The sequence below is a fragment of the Edwardsiella sp. A.80236 genome (assembly GCF_044540725.1).
Classification (GTDB): Bacteria; Pseudomonadota; Gammaproteobacteria; order Enterobacterales; family Enterobacteriaceae; genus Edwardsiella; species Edwardsiella tarda.
Genome location: NZ_JBIUCY010000023.1, coordinates 19,169 through 39,930 on the forward strand (window position 1 = coordinate 19,169; position 20,762 = coordinate 39,930).

The following is a 20,762-nucleotide window of genomic DNA, read 5'->3' on the forward strand; positions in this document are numbered from 1 at the left end:
GAGCGGCGTAGAATGGCGACATGACGTGCATGATGAAGAAGGGACAACGATGGAGCCGATGATCCGCGTATTGGCGGCCGGTAGTTTGCGTAGTGCGTTGACACCGTTAATCGCGGCGTTTACGCGCCAAACTGGCCTCCGGGTCGCCTTGCGTTATGGTCCGGCCGGGCTATTGCGCGAACGTATCCTGGCCGGTGAGCCCTGTAGCCTGTTTGCCTCCGCCGACCGCCACAATGCTCAGGCGCTGATCGATGCCGGACTGGCGCAAGCCCGCTTTCCCCTGGCCGCGAATCGGCTGATGCTAAGCGCCCGCGCCGCGGCCTGTAGGCCAGGCGACGACTGGTTAGCGTTACTGCGCGATCCGACGCTGCGTGTGGCGACCTCGACGCCGCATTGTGATCCCGGTGGCGACTATGCCTGGCAGTTGTTTACACGCCTGGAGCAGGGGTATCCCGGTTTGGGGACGGCGTTGAAGCGGCGGGCGCGCCCCTTGGTCGGAGGCCGTGGCGGCGTGACGATTCCCCCCGGCGAGTGTGCCGCCGCCTGGTTGATCCGCCAGGGGTTGACCGATCTGTTTATCGGCTATGCTCACTACGGCCAACAGCTGGCGCAGGCCGCGGATCTACGCGTGTTGACTCTCCCCGAACCCTGGAATGTGCTGTGCGACTATCAGTTGGCGCAACTGGCGACAGATGCCGCCAGCCAGCGCCTGTGCCACGTTATGCTGAGCGAGGCGGGGCAGGTGTACCTGCGGCAGGCGGGGTTTCTGCCGCCGTGCGCCGCAGCGCAAACTGCGGGGCCAGCAGCGGCGTGTCGAACTCGGCCAGATGGATCTTGCGCACCGTGATGCCGTAGGCGCGCCGGAGCGGCGCCTCCTGCAAGATGGTTTCACTCGGGCCGGCCAGCCATTCTCCCGCGGGCAGTAGTAGTAACACATGGCTGGCGATCTGCTGCACATGCAGAGGGTCGTGACTACTGAATAGAATGGTGCGCCCTTGGCGTTGTGCCAGATCGGCGAGGAGCTGCAATACGCGCTGCTGATTGGCCAGATCCAGGGCGGAGCAAGGCTCGTCTAATAAGATGTTCTGGCCATCGCTGGCGAGCGCGCGGGCGATCATTACCAGCTGTTGTTGGCCGCCGGAGAGCGCCGGGAAGGGGTGATCGGCCAGATCGGCGATACCGAGTTGCGTCAGCGCCGCCATCACCCGGCGCCGATCGTCGGCGCTTGGTTGGGCGAGCAGGGCGACATGGCGCGCGCGTCCCATCAAGACGATGTCTGCGACTCGCCAGGCGAAGGCGGGGCGGAAGCTCTGTGGAACCAGGCTACTGCCCTGCCTGATGTGCATCGTCCCCGCCAAGGGGGGAAGCAGGCCGGTTAGGGTGGCGAGTAGCGCACTCTTGCCGCGCCCGTTGGCGCCGAGCAGGGCCCAGATTTCACCGGGGTGACACTGTAGGGTCAGCGGACGAAACAGCGCGTATTGGTAACCGAATTCGAGTGCCGTTAGGCTCAGGGATGGTGGCATGTGTGGCTCCGGGTGCGGCTGTTACGGATCAGTAACAGGGTAAACAGTGGCGCGCCTAGCAGGGCGGTGAGGATGCCGATGGGTAACTCCGCGCTGGTCAGGGTACGCGCCAGATCGTCCACGACGATCATGAAGCCGCCGCCCAACCAAAAGGCACAGGGGAGCAGATGGCGGTGGTCGGGCCCGACCAGCAGGCGCGCCAGGTGGGGGATAACCAGGCCGACCCAGGCGATACTGCCGCTGACGGCGACCTGCGCCGCGACCAACAAGGCGCAGCAGGTCAGAATGACGCGCCGTAGTGGGACCACCGCCACCCCCAGCGCCAGGGCATCCTTCTCCTCTAAGGCCAACAGGTTGACGCGCCAGCGTAGCTTGAACAGCACTAACGCGGCGGCGCAGACGGGCAGGGCGAGCAACATCACCTTGTGCCAATTGGCGGTGGCGAAGCTGCCCAGTAGCCAGAAGATGATGTTGGGCAAGATCTCGTCGCTATCGGCCAGGTATTGGATCAGGCTGACCAGAGCGGCGAAAAAACCGCTGAGGATGATGCCGGAGAGGATCAATACCAGGGTGTTCTCTCGCCCCTGAAGCGCGGCGATGCCGTAGATCAGCATCAACGCCAGCAGGCCGAAGCCGAAGGTCGACGCCATCATCGCCAGCGGCGTAATGCCCAGCAGGATCGCCAGGGCGCCGCCGAAGGCTGAACCCGAGGTGACGCCAATGATGTGCGGATCGACCAGCGGATTATGAAACACGCCCTGTAACGTGGCGCCGCATAAGCCGAGGGCGCCCCCGGCCAGCAGCGCCATCACCAGGCGGGGTAGCCTGACCGACCAGACGATCTGTTGGGCGATGGGATGTGGCTCGCCGCTGGCGCTCAGTAGGCCCACGATCTGCGAAGGGGTGAGCGGATAGCGCCCGATCCCCAGGGAGCCCAGGAGCAACAGCCCGGTCAGCAGCATCAACGCGATGAGCCAGGCGCGGTAGCGGCGTTCACTGGGCATCGGGTCGCCAATCGGTGCGGTAGAAGCGCTGATAATAGCGCTGCGCCTCGGCGTTGACGTCGACTTGGCGGTAACGTTGCGGGTAGAGCTTGTGGGCGATCCATAGCTCCCCGACGGCCAGCGCCTCCGGCATCGGGTAGCCCCAGGCCTTGGCATACTCCGGCATCAGCCAGACGCGCCGGTGTTTGACCGCGTCGATGGCCTGCCACTGCGGATCGTGCAAGATTTGCTGCACCACCTGTGGGAAGCGTGACTGCACCAGGATCACCTGGGGATCCCACGCCAGAACTTGCTCCAGCGCCACCTGACGCGCCCCCTTGATGCTGGCGGCGGCGACGTTGACGGCCCCGGCATGGCGCAGCATCAGTCCGGTGTATTTCCCCGCGCCGTAGGTATAGAGATCCGGATTGGCGATGTACACCCGTACACGTTGTGCCTCGGGGAGGTCGGCGACGGCGGCATTAAACTTCGCCCGTTGGCGAAAGGTGTAATCGATCAACGCCTCGGCCTGGGCCTGATGACCCGTGACTTCGCCGATCAGGCGGATACCCTGCTTCAGCCCCTGGTTGTAACTTTGCTCCTCATCGTGCAGGGTCGGGTTCATTTTATCCCGCTCGCCCTGGGCGTCTGCGCGTAAGGAGATCGCCACCACCGGGATCCCGGCTTGCTCGATCTGCTGGATCATAGCGGCCGGCGCATAGTTGGCGACGAAGACCACCTGTGGACGCAGCGCCAGCAGGCTCTCGATGTTGACCTGCGTCAGATCCCCCGGCGTCGGGAGCTGTGCGATACCGGGCATCAGACGGGCAAAACCGGGGCCCAGCTGTTTCGGCCAGCTGGCGAGGACGCCGACGATCTGCGGTGCGGCATCGAGCTGTACCAGCAGGTTGAGGGTCTGATGCTGGAGCACGACGATGCGTTGAATGTGGTCGGGCAGGGTGACGTGGCGGCCGAGCTGGTCGGTCACGCTACGTTCGGCTTGCGCCATGGGAAGAAACAGAAAACAGAGGGATAGTAGCAACAGACGTCGTAGCGTCGCCATAGGATCTCCATCTCGCTAAGGGTAATGGCATTATCGTTGTATATGTGAATATACAGCGTGTTACGACTCAACGGTAGCGAAATCTGTAGTGCTGTGGGCGGAGAGAGCGGCCCACGGCGGGGCCAACCTCATGGCGAGTTAGACGATGGCGGGCAGGAACAGGCGCTCAGTCGAGCGCCTGGGCCAGATCGGCCTGCAGATCGGCGACATCTTCGATGCCGACGGAGAGGCGCAGCAGCTGCGGTACGATGCCACGCGCCAGGCGTTGCGCCAGCGGCAGCGAGGCGTGCGTCATGCTGAAGGGTTGGCAGATCAGGCTTTCTACCCCACCCAGGCTCTCCGCCAGGGTAAACAGGCGCAGTCGGGCGATACGTGCGACGATCTGCGTCTCGTCGTCGCGCAGCAAACAACTGATGATCCCACCGGGGCGCGTCATCTGGCGTTGGGCCAACGCATGCTGTGGATGGCTTGCCAGCCCAGGATAGTAGACCCGCTCGATGCGCGGGTGGCTCTCCAGCCACGGCGCCAGCTGGCTGGCGTTAGCGCTGTGGCGCTCCATACGCAGCGCCAGGGTACGGATACCGCGCAGTGTCAGAAAACTGCCGAAGGGGTCGAGCACGGCCCCGAGCGCATTCTGCAGGTAGGCCAGACGTTCGGCTAACGTCTCATCGTCGCCGACCACCGCCGCACCCGCCAGCACGTCGGAATGGCCGTTGAGGTATTTGGTGGCGGAGTGGACGACGATGTCAAAGCCCGCCGCCAAGGGGCGTTGCAACGCCGGTGAGGCGAAGGTGTTATCGGCGACGCTGAGCAAGCTATGGCGGCGTGCCAGGGTCGCGATGGCGTGGAGATCGGCCAGCTTTAACAGCGGATTGGTCGGAGTTTCGACCCAGATCATCCGTGTCTGAGGGGTAATCGCGGCCTCGATCCCCGGCAGATCGTCGGGGCTAACCCAGCTGATCTGTAATCCGGCGCTGCGTCGGCGTACCCCCTCGAGCAGGCGCCAGGTGCCGCCGTAGACGTCATCCAAGGCGATGATGTGGCTGCCGCTGTCCAGCAACTCCAGCACCGTGGCGATCGCCGCCAAACCGGAGGCAAAGGCGTAGCCCTGGCGTCCCCCCTCCAGTTCGGCCAGCGCCCGCTCTAGCGCCTGGCGGGTCGGGTTGCCGCTGCGCGCATATTCGAAGCCTCGGTGTTCGCCCGGGGCGCGCTGGGCAAAGGTCGAGGTGGCATAGATCGGCGGCATCACGGCGCCGAAACCATCATCATGGCTGCCGCTGTGTACGCTCTGGGTGGCGAATCGGTTCATGGCGTCTCCTTCACTTATCATGCCAGTTGATGTTGGCTAAGCCACTGGTCGTTAAACATCTTTGAGAGATACTTGTTGCCGCTGTCGCAGGCAAAGGTGACGACGCGCTGCGCCGTCGTTTGGGCTTGGCAGTAGCGTAGCGCCGCGGCCAGTAGGGTGCCGGTGGAGGATCCGGCCAGGACACCCTCATGAGTCAGCAGGGCGCGGGCGGTGGCGACTGCCTCACGATCGGGGATACGGTAGACCTGACTGATGGCCGCGGGCGTCATCAGCGGCGGCACAAAGTCTTCGCCGATCCCCTCGACCAGCCAGCTGCCGGCCTGCGCGTGCCGGCCAAACTGCACCGCATCCGCCAGGATCGAGCCGCAGGGATCGGCCAGGATGAAACGGGTCTGTGGCGAATGGCGGGCGAAAAATTGCTGCAAGCCATTGAGGGTGCCGCCGGAGCCGACGCCGACCACGATGGCATCGATCTGGCCGTCGCACTGTTGCCACAGCTCGGCCGCGGTGGTCTGGGCATGGGCCGCCGGGTTGGCCGGATTGGCGAACTGATCGATATAGAGGCTGCCGGGGAGGCTGGCGGCCAGACGTCGAGCATAATCCTGATAATAGTCGGGATGTCCCTTGCCAACGTCCGAGCGAGTCAGGCGGACATCGACCTGTAAGGCGCGTAGGTGGGCGATCTTTTCTTGGCTCATCTTGTCCGGTACGACGAGGATCAGCTTGTAGCCGCGTAGCGAGGCAACCAGGGCCAAGCCCAGGCCGGTGTTGCCGGCGCTGGCCTCGATGAGGGTGCCCCCCGGCCGTAGCTCACCGCGCCGTTCGGCCTCGTTGATCATCGCGAGCGCGACCCGGTCCTTGATCGAGCCGCCGGGATTCTGGTTTTCCAGCTTAAGCAACAGCTCACAGCGCCCACTCTCCAGGCGTTGCAGGCGCAGCAGTGGTGTGTTGCCGATGAGGTCTAGTATGGAGTCGGTGATCATCGTCGAAGTCCGGCAGTGAGGAATAGCCGGATGGTAGTCCCGCCTCACTCGCGCACAAAAGAATAAAAAGTAAACTGATAGACTAAAAAAGAATATGGTGAGGAGGAGCGGCGCTTGACCCTCCCCTTAGGGGAAGCTGTAGAGTTAACTGGAACAAGTATGCAACAAATCGTTATCAGTAAGAGAATTCTCTCTCAATAGGAGTCGGGTATGAAGAAATTCACCGTAGTTGGCGCACTGTTACTGGCCGCTTCCACGACGTCGGCGTTCGCCGCCGAACTGCCGGCCGATCAAGCGAAGGCGATGCATCATGAACTGAATACCGCGATGAGCGGAATGCATGAAGAGATGATGAAGGGAATGATGAGTAACGATCCCGATGTGGCCTTTGCCGCCGGGATGCTCCCTCACCATGTCGGCGCCGTCGAGATGGCGAAAGTTGAGCTGAAATATGGCACCGATCCACAGATGCGTAAACTGGCCAAAGACATCATCGCGGCACAAGATAAAGAGATTAAAGAGATGAAGGCCTGGTTGGCCGCGCACCCCGATAAGGGTGCGAAGAGTAGCGAGGCAGCGCACAGCATGCATTGATGTGCCGTAGGGCTCACATGCACACTCAGTTTCGGCGGCGTATCTGCGGATACGCCGCGTCGCCTAAACGGGCGCGTCACGCCATTCGCTGGCGCTCAGGCCGGCGATGGATCATTTAATATATGAATCCAGCACCTTGAGTACCACGGTCAGATCCTGCTCCCGCTTCTCTTCATCGCATTGATGCACGATATGTTCGCTGAGATGTCCCTTGATCACCTCCCGCATCAAGCCATTGACCGCCCCACGGATCGCGGCGATCTGCTGCAATACCGCCGCACATTCGTGTGGCTGATCCAGCATGTTTTTCAACCCATTAAGTTGCCCTTGGATCTTGTTGACGCGCGTCTGCAGGCTCTTTTTATCCCGGGTAGTATGTGACATCGGCGCCCTCCCATAACCGTAGCGTGGGAGGACTATAACACCCCTACATACTGGGGGGTAGTATTCTATACTGGGGGGGAGTAGAATGCCGGCCACATTTCATTAGTAAGAATCATTATCATGGACACCTTTACCGCTCTGTTACAGCAAGGAAATGCCTGGTGGTTTATTCCCAGCGCCATCTTGCTGGGGATCCTCCACGGCCTGGAGCCAGGCCATTCTAAGACGATGATGGCGGCCTTTATCATCGCGATTAAAGGCACGGTACGTCAGGCGGTGATGTTGGGACTGGCCGCGACGGTTTCCCATACCGCCGTGGTGTGGCTGATCGCCTTGGGCGGAATCTTCCTCAGTCAACGCTTCACCGCGCAGTCGGTCGAGCCCTGGCTACAGCTGATTTCTGCGCTGGTGATCCTGGCGACGGCGTGCTGGATGTTTTTACGCACCTGGCGCGGTGAGCGCGGTTGGCTCGCACACCACCATCATCACCATCATGATGAATGCTGCTACCTCGATGGCGAGACAGGGCGTTTACGTCTCGCCATTCACGATGAGGCGCAAGGGGCTTACTTCCAGCTCCGCGCCGAGGCGGGACGTCTACCCCCAACCGACGAGGTGACGTTGCAGCTGACGCGTGAGAGCGGGGAGGTGGAACAGTATCGCTTCCGCTCCTGTGCCGACGACTACCAATCCGTCGAGGCGATCCCGGAGCCGCATAGCTTCACGGTGCGTTTGTTGCTCGGGCCTCGCGAGGCGCCGCAGCGTCTGAACTGTGCCTTCCATGAGCCGGATGACCATCATCATGGGCATGACGACGCGGAGTACCAGGATGCGCACGCCAAGGCGCATGCCGAGGAGATCCAGCGGCGCTTCGTCGGTAAGCGCTCGGTGAGTAATGGGCAGATCGTCCTGTTCGGCCTGACCGGGGGGTTGATCCCCTGTCCGGCGGCGATCACCATCCTGTTGATCTGTATCCAGCTGAAGGCGATCGCCCTGGGGGCGACGATGGTGCTCTGCTTCAGCCTCGGGTTGGCGATCACCCTGGTCACGGTTGGGGTCGCCGCCGCCGTTAGCGTGCGCCAGGCGAGCAAGCGTTGGCCAGGCTTTGATCGGCTGGCCGCGAAGGCGCCTTACGCCTCCTGCCTGTTGATCGGCGCGGTGGGGATCTACATGGGTCTGCATGGCTATTGGGGATTGGTGGGCTAAGCGTCGGCTCTCCCAGCCGTGGATGTGCCTTGTGCCTTGTGGCTTACCGGGCGTGCGCCGCCCCGCCTGGCGCGTCAGCGGTTGCGCCGGTTGCGATGCCGTCATCTGGCGACGATTGACATGCTGTCGGCCTCCGTGATGATGACCGCCATGCGGCGTCCGTTGGACGGGGAGCGATGCCCCGCCGAGTGCTGGTAGTGTAGGGCATTGAGCCCGTCCTGTCCGGAGAGCCCCCTAACGCGGGCTCGCGCGGCTGACGGGGATGGGGCATGGCGGAATGGCCATGCCCAAACCGGATCAGTCGCGTTTGACCCGCTGTGCGCCGAAGACGCCGCCGCGTTCTACGCTGTAGTCATCGATAAAGTTGACCTCGCCAGCGGCGACCTCGCCCTCTTTGCCATAGAAGCCGCCGACGATGTGGCCGTTAACCGCGTTACGCTGAGCATTGACACGGTGCAGCCTGGCGCCGAAGGTCCCCTCGTCGCTAACGGTATTGTCACCATCGTCCCGGATAACGTAGTCGATATCGCTGGCTAGACCCGTGCCCTTGAGAGCGCCAGTGATCTTATTATCTTGATAGTGTAGGCGGATGGCGGCCTCACGTGGGATATCGAAGTGGTTATAGAACAGGGTGCCCACATAGTCCGCCTGGGTTTCAGGACGGCGTCTGTCGCTGGCGTTGACCGCGTAGACCAGGCTGGTGGTTGTCTGATCCTGATCATCTTCATTCTGCGCCGTCTCGCGGTGAGTATAGGTGTGCACATGGCCATAGTAACCCGCCAGCCTGCCATCGGCATCACGCAGCGTCAGGACTCTCTGACCGTTAATGGTGCGACTATCCTTTTCATGGCGCTTGATGAGGGGAGTGACTTCGATGGCGATATCGGTCCCCTCGACCTTAACGGTGAACTCGCTGTCGGGGCTGAGTGCGTTAAAACCGGATATATGGATGGCGTCATGGGGGCCGATCTCCCGCAGCTGCGCGTGATATACCGCCTCTGGTTCACCGAAGGCGACGGAAGAGGGAGCCTCGGATGCCGTCGGCGCGGCCGGGATGTGCTGAGCGGCGCTGGGGCGAACCTCGGGTGCCATCGGCGCAGCCGGGATGGGCTGAGCGGCGCTGGGGTGAACCTCGGGCGCCGTCGGCGCGGCCGGGATGTTCTGAGCGGCGCTGGGGCGAACCTCGGGTGCCGTCGGCGCGGCCGGGATGTTCTGAGCGGCGCTGGGGCGAACCTTGGGTGCCGTCGGCGCGGCCGGGATGTTCTGAGCGGCGCTGGGGCGAACCTCGGGTGCCGTCGGCGCGGCCGGGACGGGCTGAGCGATGCTGGGGAGAACCTTGGGGGCCGTCGGTGCTGGTGCGATGGTCCGCGTCTGCGCAGCATCGCCACCGCCACCGCCACCGCCACCGCCACCGCAGGCGGTCAATAGCGCAGAAGATAAGAGTAAGAAGAGTGTGTTATAGCGTGGTTTCATAGTTATCCCTAGCGTTAGAAAAGCTTACTAAAGGTCAGGAAGGCCATTTTTTTATCGTATTCGTAAAATGGATGATTGCTGTCACTTTTAAAATATGACAGATTGATTTTTGGCGTGATGCCAAAGTAATAAATGTCACGATGCCAGAGGGTTATCAGGGCGCCGTACTCTTTATTTCTTTGCTGAATTCCGAAGAAGTCTGCGCTATCGTAAAACTTGTTGGCGTAATTTATCTGCATGATGCTGGATATGCCGCCTGTCCACTCATTTCCCCAGCCTGCCCGCCACTTTATCCTCTGAAAGGCTAAACTCTTACGCTCAACGTTTTCACGTTGGTAGTCACTGCCCCAAAACCAAAATTGCTCGGGGCTCGAGGAATAATAGAGCGTCGTTGACAGTAGATGGTTTTTGCTGTCGCGCTGTGTGCGCCGTTTATTTGTGGTGTGACTTTTCTCAGCGTCAACGTCTATTTTCCAGCGAGGACTCAGACGGTATTCTGTCTCAATGCGCAGCCCCGGCGATGTTCCCTCGCTAGAAAGGGAGGGCGCCTGATTATCCGATGCCCATTCGCGCTCTATAAAGGGCAATAGCAACAGGGAGGCGTTAAGATCGCGTAGGCCTAGACCGGCGCTCAGACGGGCCGTTGCCTGATCGTAGCGATGATTGTTAGTGAAGTACTTCCCATAGGCCAGCGTGCGGATCTCGCTGAACAACCCCTCCGGCAATGACCAGGTCTTACTAGCGCTAAGATAGTAAGAAAAGCCCTGTCCGCTTTGCCGTTTTTCCGCCCGCCATGGGCCAATTTTTACGTTAGTGCCTGGCGCATTATTAATGTTACTCTCATTAATATAGTTAACACCTAGGTTGAACGACCAGCTGTCTTTCTGCTGTATTGCCCTGATATAGCTATCCACTATCTCATTAATCACTTCGCCGTTGCTATTAGCCCGCAGCTTATTGAATTGCAGTAGCGCAGAGGCGCGGTCTTTATTCTGAAACAGCGCGATAGCCAACTGCAGGCGGGCAATGTTTAGCTGTGGTTCCTTGGCGATGACGCGGCGGTAATAACGGATGGCGTCGCGATAATTACCCTCCTCTTTGGCTAAAATAGCCTTACCCCATGCGGCTAGATTCGCGTCGTATCCTGGCTGCGCCTGATAAAGTGGCAGCAAGATCTTGACGGCGGCGGCATCTGATTTTATCACCGCCTGGATCATGCCTTGGAAAATAATATGTGGCTGTGTTTTTAAGGCTTCTTGAGAAATGACAAAGGTATTTTTTACCGCTTGAGGTGCGCTGGCGGCATCCGCTGCGCTCATCGTTAATACGCTTAACAGAATAGCGGAGCCTATCTGTAAAAGTTGCGCTTCTATTTTAATCAGCATCTAATGAATAGCTTATAATACACGCTTGTAAAAGCGATGCTTTCGTTGGTAATAAATTATTACATACGTATTCATTTTGAAACTAAACCAATGTTAAACCACACGGGAGTATCAGCCAGTTTGGTTGATTATGTGTGATGAATGTGTTCGGCTAGCGACTTGAGCCTGATAATGTTGTTTTGATAGGTTTTATAGCTATTAAAAAATTTAAATTTAGTGTTTATTGCTAATAAATGGCAGTGTGGTGATAAATTAATCTACTGACAAGCACTGCGTCGCGCCCGTGCGCGCCAGTCGACGGTACTGCTGTGGCGACATACCGACATACTTACTGAAGGTGCTGTAGAAGCGACTGCTGGAGTGGAAGCCGGCGGTTAGGGCGATGTCGAGGATCGTGCGGTCGGTATCGCTCAGTAGTACGCGCACATGGTTGATGCGCATCGACGTGATGTATTGCTTCAGCGTCATCTTCATCACCCGCTGAAACAGTGTCATCGCATAGTGAGGGTTGAGACGGACATGCTGTGCCACCTGGTCGATCGTCAGCGCCCGATCGTAGTGACCGGCGATGTAGCTCAGCATCTGGCTGACGTAAAATAGGGCATGACGCGATAACGCCTGCTCGCCGCCACGCGCATGTGCCGCCTGCTCGGCCTGCTGTGAATGCCAGCCGGAGAGGCTAAAGCGTTTTAACATTAAGTAGATTTCCTCGCTGGCCAATTGATGCATGGCCGGGCTGGCGCTGGCCAGATCCTGCTGCCAGCGTTGTACTTCCTGGGACGTCAGGGGTAACGCCTGTTGCGATATCACGACGCGACCATGCGTGGCGTGGTTGATCAGTTGGCGATCCAGCGGCCAGGAGAGGAAGAGATGCATCGGCAGGCTGAACAGCGCCATCTGGCGGCACCGACCGGGATCGACCAGGCGGTGGGGGGTACAGGCCCAGAATAGGGCCATATGACCCTGCGGAATGGTGAGTTGACGATCGTCGATGCGGTAGTGGAGGTCACCATCGAAGGGGAGATTGATCTCTAACTGGCCATGCCAATGATTGCTCGCCATGACCTGTGGTGTACAGAGGGTCACCTCGAGACGCTGGGCTTCCGAATAGAGCATCAACGGGCTGTGCGGCTGCGGATCGGTACTATTGCACATCGGTGCGCGGTGTGATGTATCCGGCATGGCTCTCTCCCTGAATCTGACGGTCGGCGGTGGGTGGCGCGCCTTTCCCGGCGTGTGCTATTGGCTACCTTACGCCTATCCGCGCGTGCCCGGCCTCTATGTTATCCGATGATGATTCCCAAAAACTCAGATTTAATGACTTATAGTACTTAATCTAACAAAACGGGAGTTTCCTTAGCGGAATGCGGACGCCTGTTGTCCTCTGTGACTGGCACGATAATGCCATTGATAGCCTGAGCGGAGAACAGAGATGTCTACAGCCAAGATCGCCTTTATCGGCGCCGGTTCTACTATTTTCGTCAAGAATATCCTTGGCGATGTGTTTCAGCGCCCGGCCTTACGGGGGGCCGAGATCGCCTTGATGGATATCGATGCGCAACGCCTGGCGGAGTCGCAGATCGTGGTGCGTAAGTTGATGGACTCCAGCGCCGCCGGTGGGCGCATCCATTGCTATAGCGAGTTACGTCCGGCGTTGTGTGACGCCGATTTCGTGGTGGTGGCCTTCCAGATCGGGGGCTACACCCCGTGCACGGTGACCGACTTCGAGGTCTGTAACCGCCATGGATTGCGACAAACCATCGGCGACACCCTCGGGCCCGCCGGGATCATGCGGGCGCTGCGCACCATCCCCCATCTGTGGCAGATCTGCGAGGTGATGAGCGAAGTCTGCCCGCAGGCGACGATGTTAAATTACGTCAACCCGATGGCGATGAACACTTGGGCGATGTATGCGCGTTATCCGCAGATCAAGCAGGTCGGCCTGTGTCATTCGGTACAGGGCACAGCGCAGGAGTTGGCGCGTGATCTGGATATCGATCCGGCGACGCTGCGTTATCGTTGCGCCGGCATCAACCATATGGCGTTCTTCCTCTCGCTGGAGCAGAAGGGGGCGGATGGTCATTATCACGATCTCTATCCCCGTCTGTTGCAGGCCTACCGTCAGGGGCAGGCGCCCAAGCCAAATATTCATGGCAATCTGCGCTGCCCGAACATCGTACGGTATGAGTTGTTGCAGAAGCTCGGTTACTTCGTCACCGAGTCATCGGAGCATTTCGCCGAATATACTCCGTGGTTTATCAAGCCGGGACGTGAGGATCTGATCGCACACTACCAGATCCCATTGGATGAGTACCCGCGCCGTTGTGTGGAGCAACGGGAGAATTGGCAACGTGAGTTGGCGGCCTATCAGGCGGCGGAGCGTATTGAGGTGCGTCCCTCCCGCGAATATGCCAGTAGCATTATGAATGCCATCTGGACCGGGGAGCCAAGCGTGATTTACGGTAATGTGCGCAACGATGGCCTGATCGATAACCTGCCGGCCGGCTGTTGTGTCGAGGTGCCTTGCCTGGTGGACGCCAACGGGATCCAGCCGACACAGATTGGCGCCTTGCCGTCGCATCTGGCGGCGCTGATGCAGACCAATATCAACGTGCAGACGCTGCTGACCGAGGCGGTGCTGACGGAGGATCGCGAGCGGGTATATCATGCTGCTCTGCTCGACCCGCATACGGCGGCGGTGCTGAGTCTCGATGAGATCTATGCCCTGATGGATGATCTGATCGCCGTGCATGGCGATTGGTTGCCTGCCTGGTTGCGCGCCTGATGCGTTGCCGCCTTTGCACGCCGGGGGGCATAAAATCAGACGATGCCGCAATGGCTGACCTAACATTATCGGCTACTATGGCCCTGCCTGCGGCGCGTTGTGCGGCGGAGGACAGATAATAACAGGTGTTAGCGGATAGGGTATGGCAGCTATGTTGAAAGGGTTATGTGTGGCATCGTTGTTGGCATTGGGGGGGTGCGCCGATGCCTCCATCGTGATCAATCATGTCGATAATTTCTCGGGGTATCGGGGCGAGAGCGGCGGCGGGCAGATCTACGTCTGCACCTTGACGCCGTTTAACAACGTCTACGCCGATGCCGGGCGTAGCGAACAGATCGCCCGTTATAAAGTGGGGCAGCGTTGCGAACGGGGCCAGGGTGAGGGCAGCCTGTTCTGCCGTACCAAGGAGGCGGTCTGCACCACCACCACCTTGGACGGCTCGGCGGGTGAGGGATCGGCGCAATTGGTGGTGTATGAGGACGCGCGGCAGCGTGGCGCCTCATTGATCATCGATCGAGATATTCCCGATTTGTCGAACTATGGCTTCGCCGATCGCATCTCCTCCTTCTCGGTGCCACGAGGATGGACGGTGCGTTTCTATGAGGGGCGTAACTATAGCGGCGGCTACTATACCCGTCATGGTGGGGCGCAGGAGGCAACCGACTTTAACGATCGGGTCCAATCGATTCGCATTCTGAGCCGTTGAGTCAAACCGTATGGCGGCGGTCGCGCCGCCTGGCCTCATGACTAGCGCGATGACTGAGGCGACAGGGCGCTAGCGGGGAGCCAACCCCAGCAGCGACATGACGCTGGCTTTATCCAGATAGATGGCGGCGAGGAAGAGCAGGCTGCCCAAGAGGCAGACACCGCCAGACAACCCCATCACAATCAGCAGTGTACTTACCTTCTTCATCGTGCGCTCCACGCGTACTCGTTTAGCGGTGCGGCCCCTGCCGCTCCTCCTCTCACATGATCCTCACTGTAGCATAGCGGGAGGGGCCAAATGAATCCTCCGATTAATCTTGCGCGTGGAATGGCGCCGCGCAGCAGCGATTACGCCCTTGGGCCTTCGCCTGATACAGCAGGCTATCCGTCTGCTGGAGAAAGTCGGCCGCCTGGGCGTCACCGGTCAGGGTCGCGCAGCAGACGCCGGCGCTGACGGTGAGGAATGGTACGCTCCCGCCCGGATGCTCGATACTGAGTGCTTGAACACTATTACGTATTCGCTCCGCGCATGCCTGCGCATCGATCAGGGCCGTGGCGGGTAACAGGCAGATGAACTCCTCACCGCCATAACGCGCCACCAGGTCGCCGGGATGGGTCAACGCGCCGCGTAAGGCGGCCGCGACTTGACGTAAGGCATCGTCGCCGCGTAGGTGGCCGTAGCGATCGTTATAGTCTTTGAAGCGGTCGACATCGAATAGGATCAGGCTGAGCGGCGTCTGGTAGCGCTGTACGTGATGCCATTCGTGGCTGAATTGGGTGTCGAAGTAACGCCGGTTATAGACACCGGTTAACCCATCCAGGTAGGCCAGTTGGCGCAGCAGATCCGACTGCATCTTTAGGAGCATATGGGTGTTGACCCGAGCGCGTACGATGTTGTGGTTGATCGGTTTGCTGATGAAGTCGACCGCGCCAGCGCGTAGGCCCGCGGTCTCGCTGTTCTCGTCGATATGGGCGGTGATGAAGATCACCGGAATGTCTTGTGTCTGCGGTGCCGCCTTGAGGCGTTGGCAGACCTCCAATCCATTCATGTCAGGCATCTCAATATCCAATAACACCAGATCGGGATGCTGATTCATACAGATATTGAGCGCCTGCTGGCCGTTAGTGGCCATAAAGACGGTGTGATCATCGGCGAACAGCTGGTAAAGCAGCTGGATGTTGAGCGGTTCGTCATCGACGATTAACAGCCGTGGGCGTTCGCGTCCCGGCAAGTTAAAGGCGCTATAGGGGGTCTGCATAGCCGTCATGCTCCTGTTGGGCGCGATGTGTGTGGGCCAAGTAGTCGCGGCATAGGCCTTGGGCCCGGCTAAAGTCGAGGCGACTGATGGCGGTTTCGAGAGCCGTTAATGTATCGCCCAGTGTATGGCCCTCTGGATGGGTGGTCAGTTGACGCATCTGCTCTAGCGCCGCCATGTCGCTATTTTCCAGCAGGGTGAGCAGTCGTTGCAGTTGTTGGTCCAGCGGCAGCGGCGACGTGCTTGGCATGGCGGTAGGCTCCTCGTGACGCAACTCGGCGGCGAGCTGTTGGCTAAAGGTGCGTAGTTGGGGCTCCAGTTGGCGGCAGAACGCCGTGATGTCGGCGACGCACTCTCGGATGGCTGGCGTGATGTTGCCATCTTCGATCTGTCGCAGACGGGATTCGCCGTCACGCGCCCGGGTAAAGAGTGCGTCGTGGCCGAGTTGGGCCGCCAACCCCTTCAGCGAATGCAGCGCGCGGGTGGCGGCCGCGAGATCGGCGTCGGCCATGTGGCGCTCCAGCTGTGCCGGGAAGTCACGTAACTCATCCAGGAACAGGCTTAATAGATGGTGGTAGAGCGCCAAATCCCCCTCTAAGCGTGCTAACGCGCCACGTAGGGCAATGCCATGCTGGCAGGCGAGCTGCTCCAGTGTCGCGGGTAGTGGCGCTGGCATGCTCGGTGCTATCGCCTGTGGCGCCGTGAGCGGTGGGGTGAGCAGATGTTTCTGAATGGTCTGGATCAGCTCACGCAGATTAAAGGGCTTGCCGATATGGTCGTTCATGCCGGCCGCGAGACAGGCTTGGCGATCGGAGACCATGGCGTTGGCCGTCATGGCGATGATCGGTAAGGTGTGGAGCGCGAGATGGCTACGAATATATTGGGTCGCGTTGATACCATCCATCACCGGCATCTGGAGATCCATCAACACCAGATCGAAACCTTGCGGTGTGGCCTTCAGGCGATCGATGGCCTCCTGCCCGTGGGCGGCGAGGGTCACGATGGCGCCCTCATCCTCCAGTAACTCGCGGGCGATCTGTTGGTTATTCTGGTTGTCCTCAACCACCAGGATGCGGACGCCGTTCAACGGTTTGCCGCTGTGCGGCACGGGGGCGGGAGGTGCGATCTGCGTCAGGTTTTGTCGTTCGCGCAATGCACCGGCGACGCTATCCAGCAGCATCAAGGGGGTGACGGGTTTCAGCAGGAAACCGTCGAGAATGCCTTGCTCCTCGCTACTGCGTTGCAGCAGGCATTCGCGGTCGTTGGCGGTGACCATCACCAAGAGCGGCAACTGTTTTTCATGCAGGCGGCTGCGTAGTCGCTGGATGGTTTGCCAGCCATCGAGTCCTGGCATGAGCCAGTCGATGAATAACACATCATAGGGATCGCCCGCCTGTTGTTGCTGGGCAATCAGTGTCAGCGCCTGTTCCCCCTCTGCCGCACAGTCGACTCGCCAACCTAGAGTCAGTGCCATCTGTTGCAGCAGGCTACGTGCGGTGGGATTGTCGTCCACCATCAGCACATGCAGCCCTAACAAAGCCTGACGTCGTTGCTCGTCGTCGCTATGTTGCTCTGCCGCCAGCGGCAGCGTCAGGGTGAAGTGAAACAGGCTACCTTTACCCGGCTCGCTCTCGAGTTCTAGGGTACTCCCCATCATGGCGACAAAGCGTTGGCTGATGGAGAGCCCCAGACCGGTACCGCCGAAGCGGCGGGTGATGGAGGCCTCGGCCTGTGAGAAACCACTAAAGATCAGGCGCTGTTTCTCCGGCGCGATGCCGATACCGGTGTCGCGGACCCCGAAGTGTAGCGTGGCGTTTTGCGCATCCTGTTCGATCAGATGGATGAAGAGTACCACTTCGCCCTGCTCGGTAAACTTGAGGGCGTTGCCGCCGAGATTGATCAGCACCTGTTGCAGGCGCAGGCTGTCGCCGATCAGCCAGCGGGGAAGACGCGGATCGATGTCAAACAGTACTTCGACCGGTTTCTTGTGCGAGTTGCTGGCGAGGATGACGGCGAGATCTTGCAGCAGGGCGCAGAGATTAAAGGGCTCGGCCTCCAGCTCCATCTTGCCGGCTTCGATCTTGGAGTAGTCCAGGATGTCGTTGAGCAGGCGTAATAGCGCCTGGGCCGCCGCCTCACTCTTGGTAGCGTAGTCCGCCTGGCGGTGAGTCAGGCCAGACTTGAGCAGCAGGGCCAGCATGCCCAGGATCGCATTGAGGGGGGTGCGCAGCTCGTGGCTCATGTTTGCCAGGAAGGCCGACTTGGCTTGGTTGGCATTTTCGGCCGCCAGTTTGGCGGCTTGTAGTGTGGCTTCGGCCTGACGCTGACGGGTGATGTCGCGGTTGATACCGACGAGCATCAGGGTATCGCCGACGCCTTGGTATTCGACGACGGCGGCGGATTCGATGATGCGCTCCTGGCCGTTGACGTGAATACGGAATACTTGACGACATACCTGCCCCTGGCCGGCTCGCAGGGTGGCTTGTAGGGTGCGATCGACCTCGGCGACGTCGTCGGGGTGGATCAGCGTGTGCCAGTAACCATACAGCCGGTGGGGGTCTTGCATCGCCGGTGGGATGGCGTAGATCGCGTTCATGGTATCGTCAAAGGTGAGGGTGCCGTCGGCCATGCTCCAGCTCCAGACCCCAAGTTCGGCCACCTCGGTCGCGCGTTGCAGTTGGTTACGCGCGATGCTCAGGTTGATCTGCAGGGTCTTCGCCTGGGTGATGTCGAACTGAATGGCGATATATTTCTCGATCCGCCCCTCGGCATCCTTGAAGGGGGCGATGGTGGTGTCGACCCAATACAGGCGCCCGTCCAGGGTACGATTGCAGATCTCGCCGCGCCAGGCCTCCTCTTGGCGTAAGGTCTCCCACAGCTGGCGCCAGAAGGCCGGTGGATGAATGCCGGAGTTGACGATCGAGGGAGAATTGCCCAGGAGTTCCTCGCGCCGATAGCCGGTGATCTGACAGTAGGCGTCGTTGACCTCGATCAGCCGGCGCTGGCGATCGGTGATGGCGATGATACCGTGAACGTTCAGTGTGGTGAGGAGCGCATCGTTGTCGCGCAGGGCGGCTTCCAGGCGATGCTGAGTATTCTTACGTTCGGTGATATCCGATTCGACCGCCATATAGCCGATCAGGGCATGATTGGCGTCGTAACGTGGCTGGATCTCCATCTCGATCCAGTAGTCGATGCCGGTTTTGGTGCGATTCAGCAATTCGCCCTTGAAGGGGAGGCCGTCATTCAGTGCCTGGCGAATGGCGAGTACCGTTTCGGGCTGGGTATTTTCGCATTGCAGCAACTGGCCAGGCGACTTACCCAGTACATCGTCGTGGCGGTAACCGGTGATACGCTCGAAGCCGTCATTGACCCAGGTGATACGCCGTTGAGGATCGGTCAGGATCACCGCGTTAGAGGTGTTACGGGCGACCAGAGCCAGACGTTCCAGATCGGCGGTCATATTGAGCGCGAGGCGTTCGGCGCGGTAACGGCTAAGGATCTGTTGGCGTAACAGGGAGGTGAATAGCACGCTCAACAGGACGCCGAAGGCGAACAATAGCCAAGGCGAGTAGTGGTTGATCGAGGCCTCGAAATGTGAGGTGCTGCTAACGCGTAGCAGCATGGCGCGTCCGGCTAGCGTGATCGGAATGGTGCGGATAAATACGCGCGCACTGACATCCTGCTGACTGTGTGGAATGACGGTATCGGGCTCCAGTAGTTTACTGTTATCAGCGTCGAAGATCAGGTTGTCGCGTTTTAACTCGTGGGTATTGTCATAGAGTTCTATGTCTACCCGTCCGGAAGTGTATTCGGGAATGTTATGCAGTAGTTCGGCGATCACCAGCGGTGAGTAGATGATGCCGAGCAGCGCGGCGCGGCGCTGTTCGGGCGTTTGGAGTAGCGCGCTCTCCATGGTGTAGACCGGTAGATAAAGTAGTGCGCCGGGTTGTCGCTGTTTATCCTGTACCAGATGGATGGGGCCAGTGAGCGAGGGTTGGCCACTGTCGATGGCTTTCTGTAGTGCGGCCCAGCGCACCGGTTCGGAGCGCACATCGAGCCCCTGTGCACCCTGGTTAGGTGAAAGAGGCTGAATATATTTAATCAGGTAAAGGTCTCCGACATTATTGGGTTGTAGCTGGTGTGGCGTAAAACCGGGGCTGTTGTCGTTACGGGTTGCCTGGGTGAAACGTTGTAAATCATCGCGTGGGATGCGTTGGATAAAGCCAATACCACGCACTCCGGGATATTGCCGGGGGAGATCTAACGCACGAATATAGTCGCTGAATTGATTTGCGTTGATCTGATGATAGGTTTCATAGAGCCCCTTGGCGGCGTTTAATCCATAGAGTGGCAGTGTGAAACGGCGCGTGACCTCACCTGCGACACGTTCAACGTTACGGGTGAACTCCGCTTCGGTATTGTCCTTGATCTGGTTGTAGAGCCAGTGTGCGCTGAGCGCGGATAAGAGGATACCCAGGACCAATACCGCCAGGGAGAGACGGTAGGCCGAGGCGGGGGGCTTCACTGCCTGTGCGGTATAGGCTGTCATGGACGATGCGATCCTAATCTCGTTCACCTTTCTCCAAGGCTAGTCCAATTTTACCCATCGTGTGAAACCCATCCCGCCTCGCGTTGGTGAGTTCGATGCGCGCGCTTTTGTTATCCGAATACCAGGAAAGGTGCTTACATCACATGTTTTTTCGCAACATTTAATCTTGCTGTGAAACATCCTGAGCCCAGGAGCGGCGCGGCTTGCGCGAGGATTAGTGTTCAAACTATTTTTGAACAATTAAAAAAAAGTTTGGATTGGGTGTTGATTAACGCCAGAGATGCGCTAATATCACTCACGAAATAGAGATGTAGCTCACACTTTTATGGAGTTTATGATGAAAAACGTTAAATCCTTTATGCATGACTTGAACTCTGTTTTGTTGAAATTGACGGCTCAGACTTACTACTGAGCATAGCGGCACGCACGCGGCCGGTTTGTTGGCTGCGTGCCCGTTTACACCTTGCCTTGCCTTGCCTTGCCTGCCCAACTGCCCAACTGCCCAACTGCCCAACTGCCCAACTGCCCAACTGCCCAACTGCCCAACTGCCCAACTGCCCA

The 20,762-nt window shown here is 59.4% G+C and carries 15 protein-coding genes and 2 pseudogenes; 5 read left to right on the forward strand and 12 right to left on the reverse strand.

All coding sequences use genetic code 11. The annotated features are described in order from the left end of the window. Window positions 1–49: 49 nt before the first annotated feature. A pseudogene (locus ACEQFP_RS15700) lies at window positions 50–787 on the forward strand (substrate-binding domain-containing protein); the annotation flags it as partial. On the opposite strand, the gene ACEQFP_RS15705 reads toward ACEQFP_RS15700, so the two are convergent. The 5 genes and pseudogenes from ACEQFP_RS15705 to ACEQFP_RS15725 form a co-directional block, all read right to left on the reverse strand. Further along, window positions 720–1,523, reverse strand: coding sequence for an ABC transporter ATP-binding protein (locus ACEQFP_RS15705; protein ID WP_005286687.1), 804 nt, complete (start codon window positions 1,521–1,523; stop codon window positions 720–722). The pseudogene ACEQFP_RS15700 and the gene ACEQFP_RS15705 overlap by 68 nt on opposite strands. Further along, complete coding sequence (locus ACEQFP_RS15710) at window positions 1,508–2,527, reverse strand: iron ABC transporter permease (RefSeq protein ID WP_035598053.1); 1,020 nt, start codon at window positions 2,525–2,527, stop codon at window positions 1,508–1,510. Before ACEQFP_RS15710 ends, ACEQFP_RS15705 begins: the two co-directional genes overlap by 16 nt. Beyond that, window positions 2,517–3,569 (reverse strand): ABC transporter substrate-binding protein, encoded by a 1,053-nt coding sequence (locus tag ACEQFP_RS15715; RefSeq protein ID WP_370547425.1) that lies wholly within the window; start codon window positions 3,567–3,569, stop codon window positions 2,517–2,519. The genes ACEQFP_RS15710 and ACEQFP_RS15715 overlap by 11 nt, the downstream gene beginning before the upstream one ends. A gap of 166 nt (window positions 3,570–3,735) precedes the next feature. After that, a complete protein-coding gene (locus tag ACEQFP_RS15720; RefSeq protein ID WP_047059755.1) occupies window positions 3,736–4,878 on the reverse strand; it encodes a PLP-dependent aspartate aminotransferase family protein in 1,143 nt (380 codons plus the stop codon). Between the two features lie 23 nt (window positions 4,879–4,901). Further along, a pseudogene (locus ACEQFP_RS15725) lies at window positions 4,902–5,861 on the reverse strand (PLP-dependent cysteine synthase family protein); the annotation flags it as partial. 210 nt (window positions 5,862–6,071) lie between these two features. Here ACEQFP_RS15725 and ACEQFP_RS15730 point away from each other — a divergent pair. After that, window positions 6,072–6,455: a DUF305 domain-containing protein gene (locus ACEQFP_RS15730; protein WP_370547426.1), complete on the forward strand. Its 384-nt coding sequence runs from the start codon at window positions 6,072–6,074 to the stop codon at window positions 6,453–6,455. Window positions 6,456–6,566: 111 nt separating this feature from the next. On the opposite strand, the gene rcnR is transcribed toward ACEQFP_RS15730, so the two are convergent. Beyond that, entirely contained in the window at window positions 6,567–6,839 is a 273-nt protein-coding gene (gene rcnR / locus ACEQFP_RS15735; RefSeq protein ID WP_005286660.1) for a Ni(II)/Co(II)-binding transcriptional repressor RcnR, read from the reverse strand. A 120-nt stretch (window positions 6,840–6,959) separates the two neighbouring features. Here rcnR and ACEQFP_RS15740 point away from each other — a divergent pair, with 120 nt between their 5' ends. Further along, the gene (locus ACEQFP_RS15740; protein WP_005286655.1) at window positions 6,960–8,045 is read left to right on the forward strand and encodes a nickel/cobalt efflux protein RcnA; all 1,086 of its coding nucleotides are present in this window, start codon (window positions 6,960–6,962) and stop codon (window positions 8,043–8,045) included. 297 nt (window positions 8,046–8,342) lie between these two features. On the opposite strand, the gene ACEQFP_RS15745 is transcribed toward ACEQFP_RS15740, so the two are convergent. The 3 genes from ACEQFP_RS15745 to melR form a co-directional block, all read right to left on the reverse strand. Then, complete coding sequence (locus ACEQFP_RS15745; protein WP_370547427.1) at window positions 8,343–9,518, reverse strand: hypothetical protein; 1,176 nt, start codon at window positions 9,516–9,518, stop codon at window positions 8,343–8,345. A 14-nt stretch (window positions 9,519–9,532) separates the two neighbouring features. Next, window positions 9,533–10,903 carry a surface lipoprotein assembly modifier gene (locus ACEQFP_RS15750; RefSeq protein WP_370547428.1) on the reverse strand — a complete coding sequence of 457 codons (1,371 nt, stop codon included), beginning with the start codon at window positions 10,901–10,903 and terminating at the stop codon, window positions 9,533–9,535. Window positions 10,904–11,155: 252 nt separating this feature from the next. Beyond that, the gene (gene melR / locus ACEQFP_RS15755) at window positions 11,156–12,085 is read right to left on the reverse strand and encodes a transcriptional regulator MelR (RefSeq protein ID WP_370547429.1); all 930 of its coding nucleotides are present in this window, start codon (window positions 12,083–12,085) and stop codon (window positions 11,156–11,158) included. A gap of 250 nt (window positions 12,086–12,335) precedes the next feature. Between melR and ACEQFP_RS15760 the strand changes: the two genes are divergently transcribed. Both ACEQFP_RS15760 and ACEQFP_RS15765 read left to right on the forward strand, forming a co-directional pair. Further along, window positions 12,336–13,688: an alpha-glucosidase/alpha-galactosidase gene (locus ACEQFP_RS15760; protein ID WP_370547430.1), complete on the forward strand. Its 1,353-nt coding sequence runs from the start codon at window positions 12,336–12,338 to the stop codon at window positions 13,686–13,688. Between the two features lie 151 nt (window positions 13,689–13,839). Beyond that, complete coding sequence (locus ACEQFP_RS15765; protein ID WP_005294148.1) at window positions 13,840–14,394, forward strand: beta/gamma crystallin-related protein; 555 nt, start codon at window positions 13,840–13,842, stop codon at window positions 14,392–14,394. A 69-nt stretch (window positions 14,395–14,463) separates the two neighbouring features. Here ACEQFP_RS15765 and ACEQFP_RS15770 read toward each other — a convergent pair whose 3' ends face one another. The 3 genes from ACEQFP_RS15770 to ACEQFP_RS15780 form a co-directional block, all read right to left on the reverse strand. After that, entirely contained in the window at window positions 14,464–14,601 is a 138-nt protein-coding gene (locus tag ACEQFP_RS15770) for a hypothetical protein (RefSeq protein WP_005286630.1), read from the reverse strand. 103 nt (window positions 14,602–14,704) lie between these two features. Next, window positions 14,705–15,652, reverse strand: coding sequence for a diguanylate cyclase domain-containing protein (locus ACEQFP_RS15775; RefSeq protein WP_005294150.1), 948 nt, complete (start codon window positions 15,650–15,652; stop codon window positions 14,705–14,707). Beyond that, window positions 15,636–20,201 carry a CHASE domain-containing protein gene (locus ACEQFP_RS15780; protein ID WP_370555241.1) on the reverse strand — a complete coding sequence of 1,522 codons (4,566 nt, stop codon included), beginning with the start codon at window positions 20,199–20,201 and terminating at the stop codon, window positions 15,636–15,638. Before ACEQFP_RS15780 ends, ACEQFP_RS15775 begins: the two co-directional genes overlap by 17 nt. Window positions 20,202–20,762: the final 561 nt, after the last annotated feature.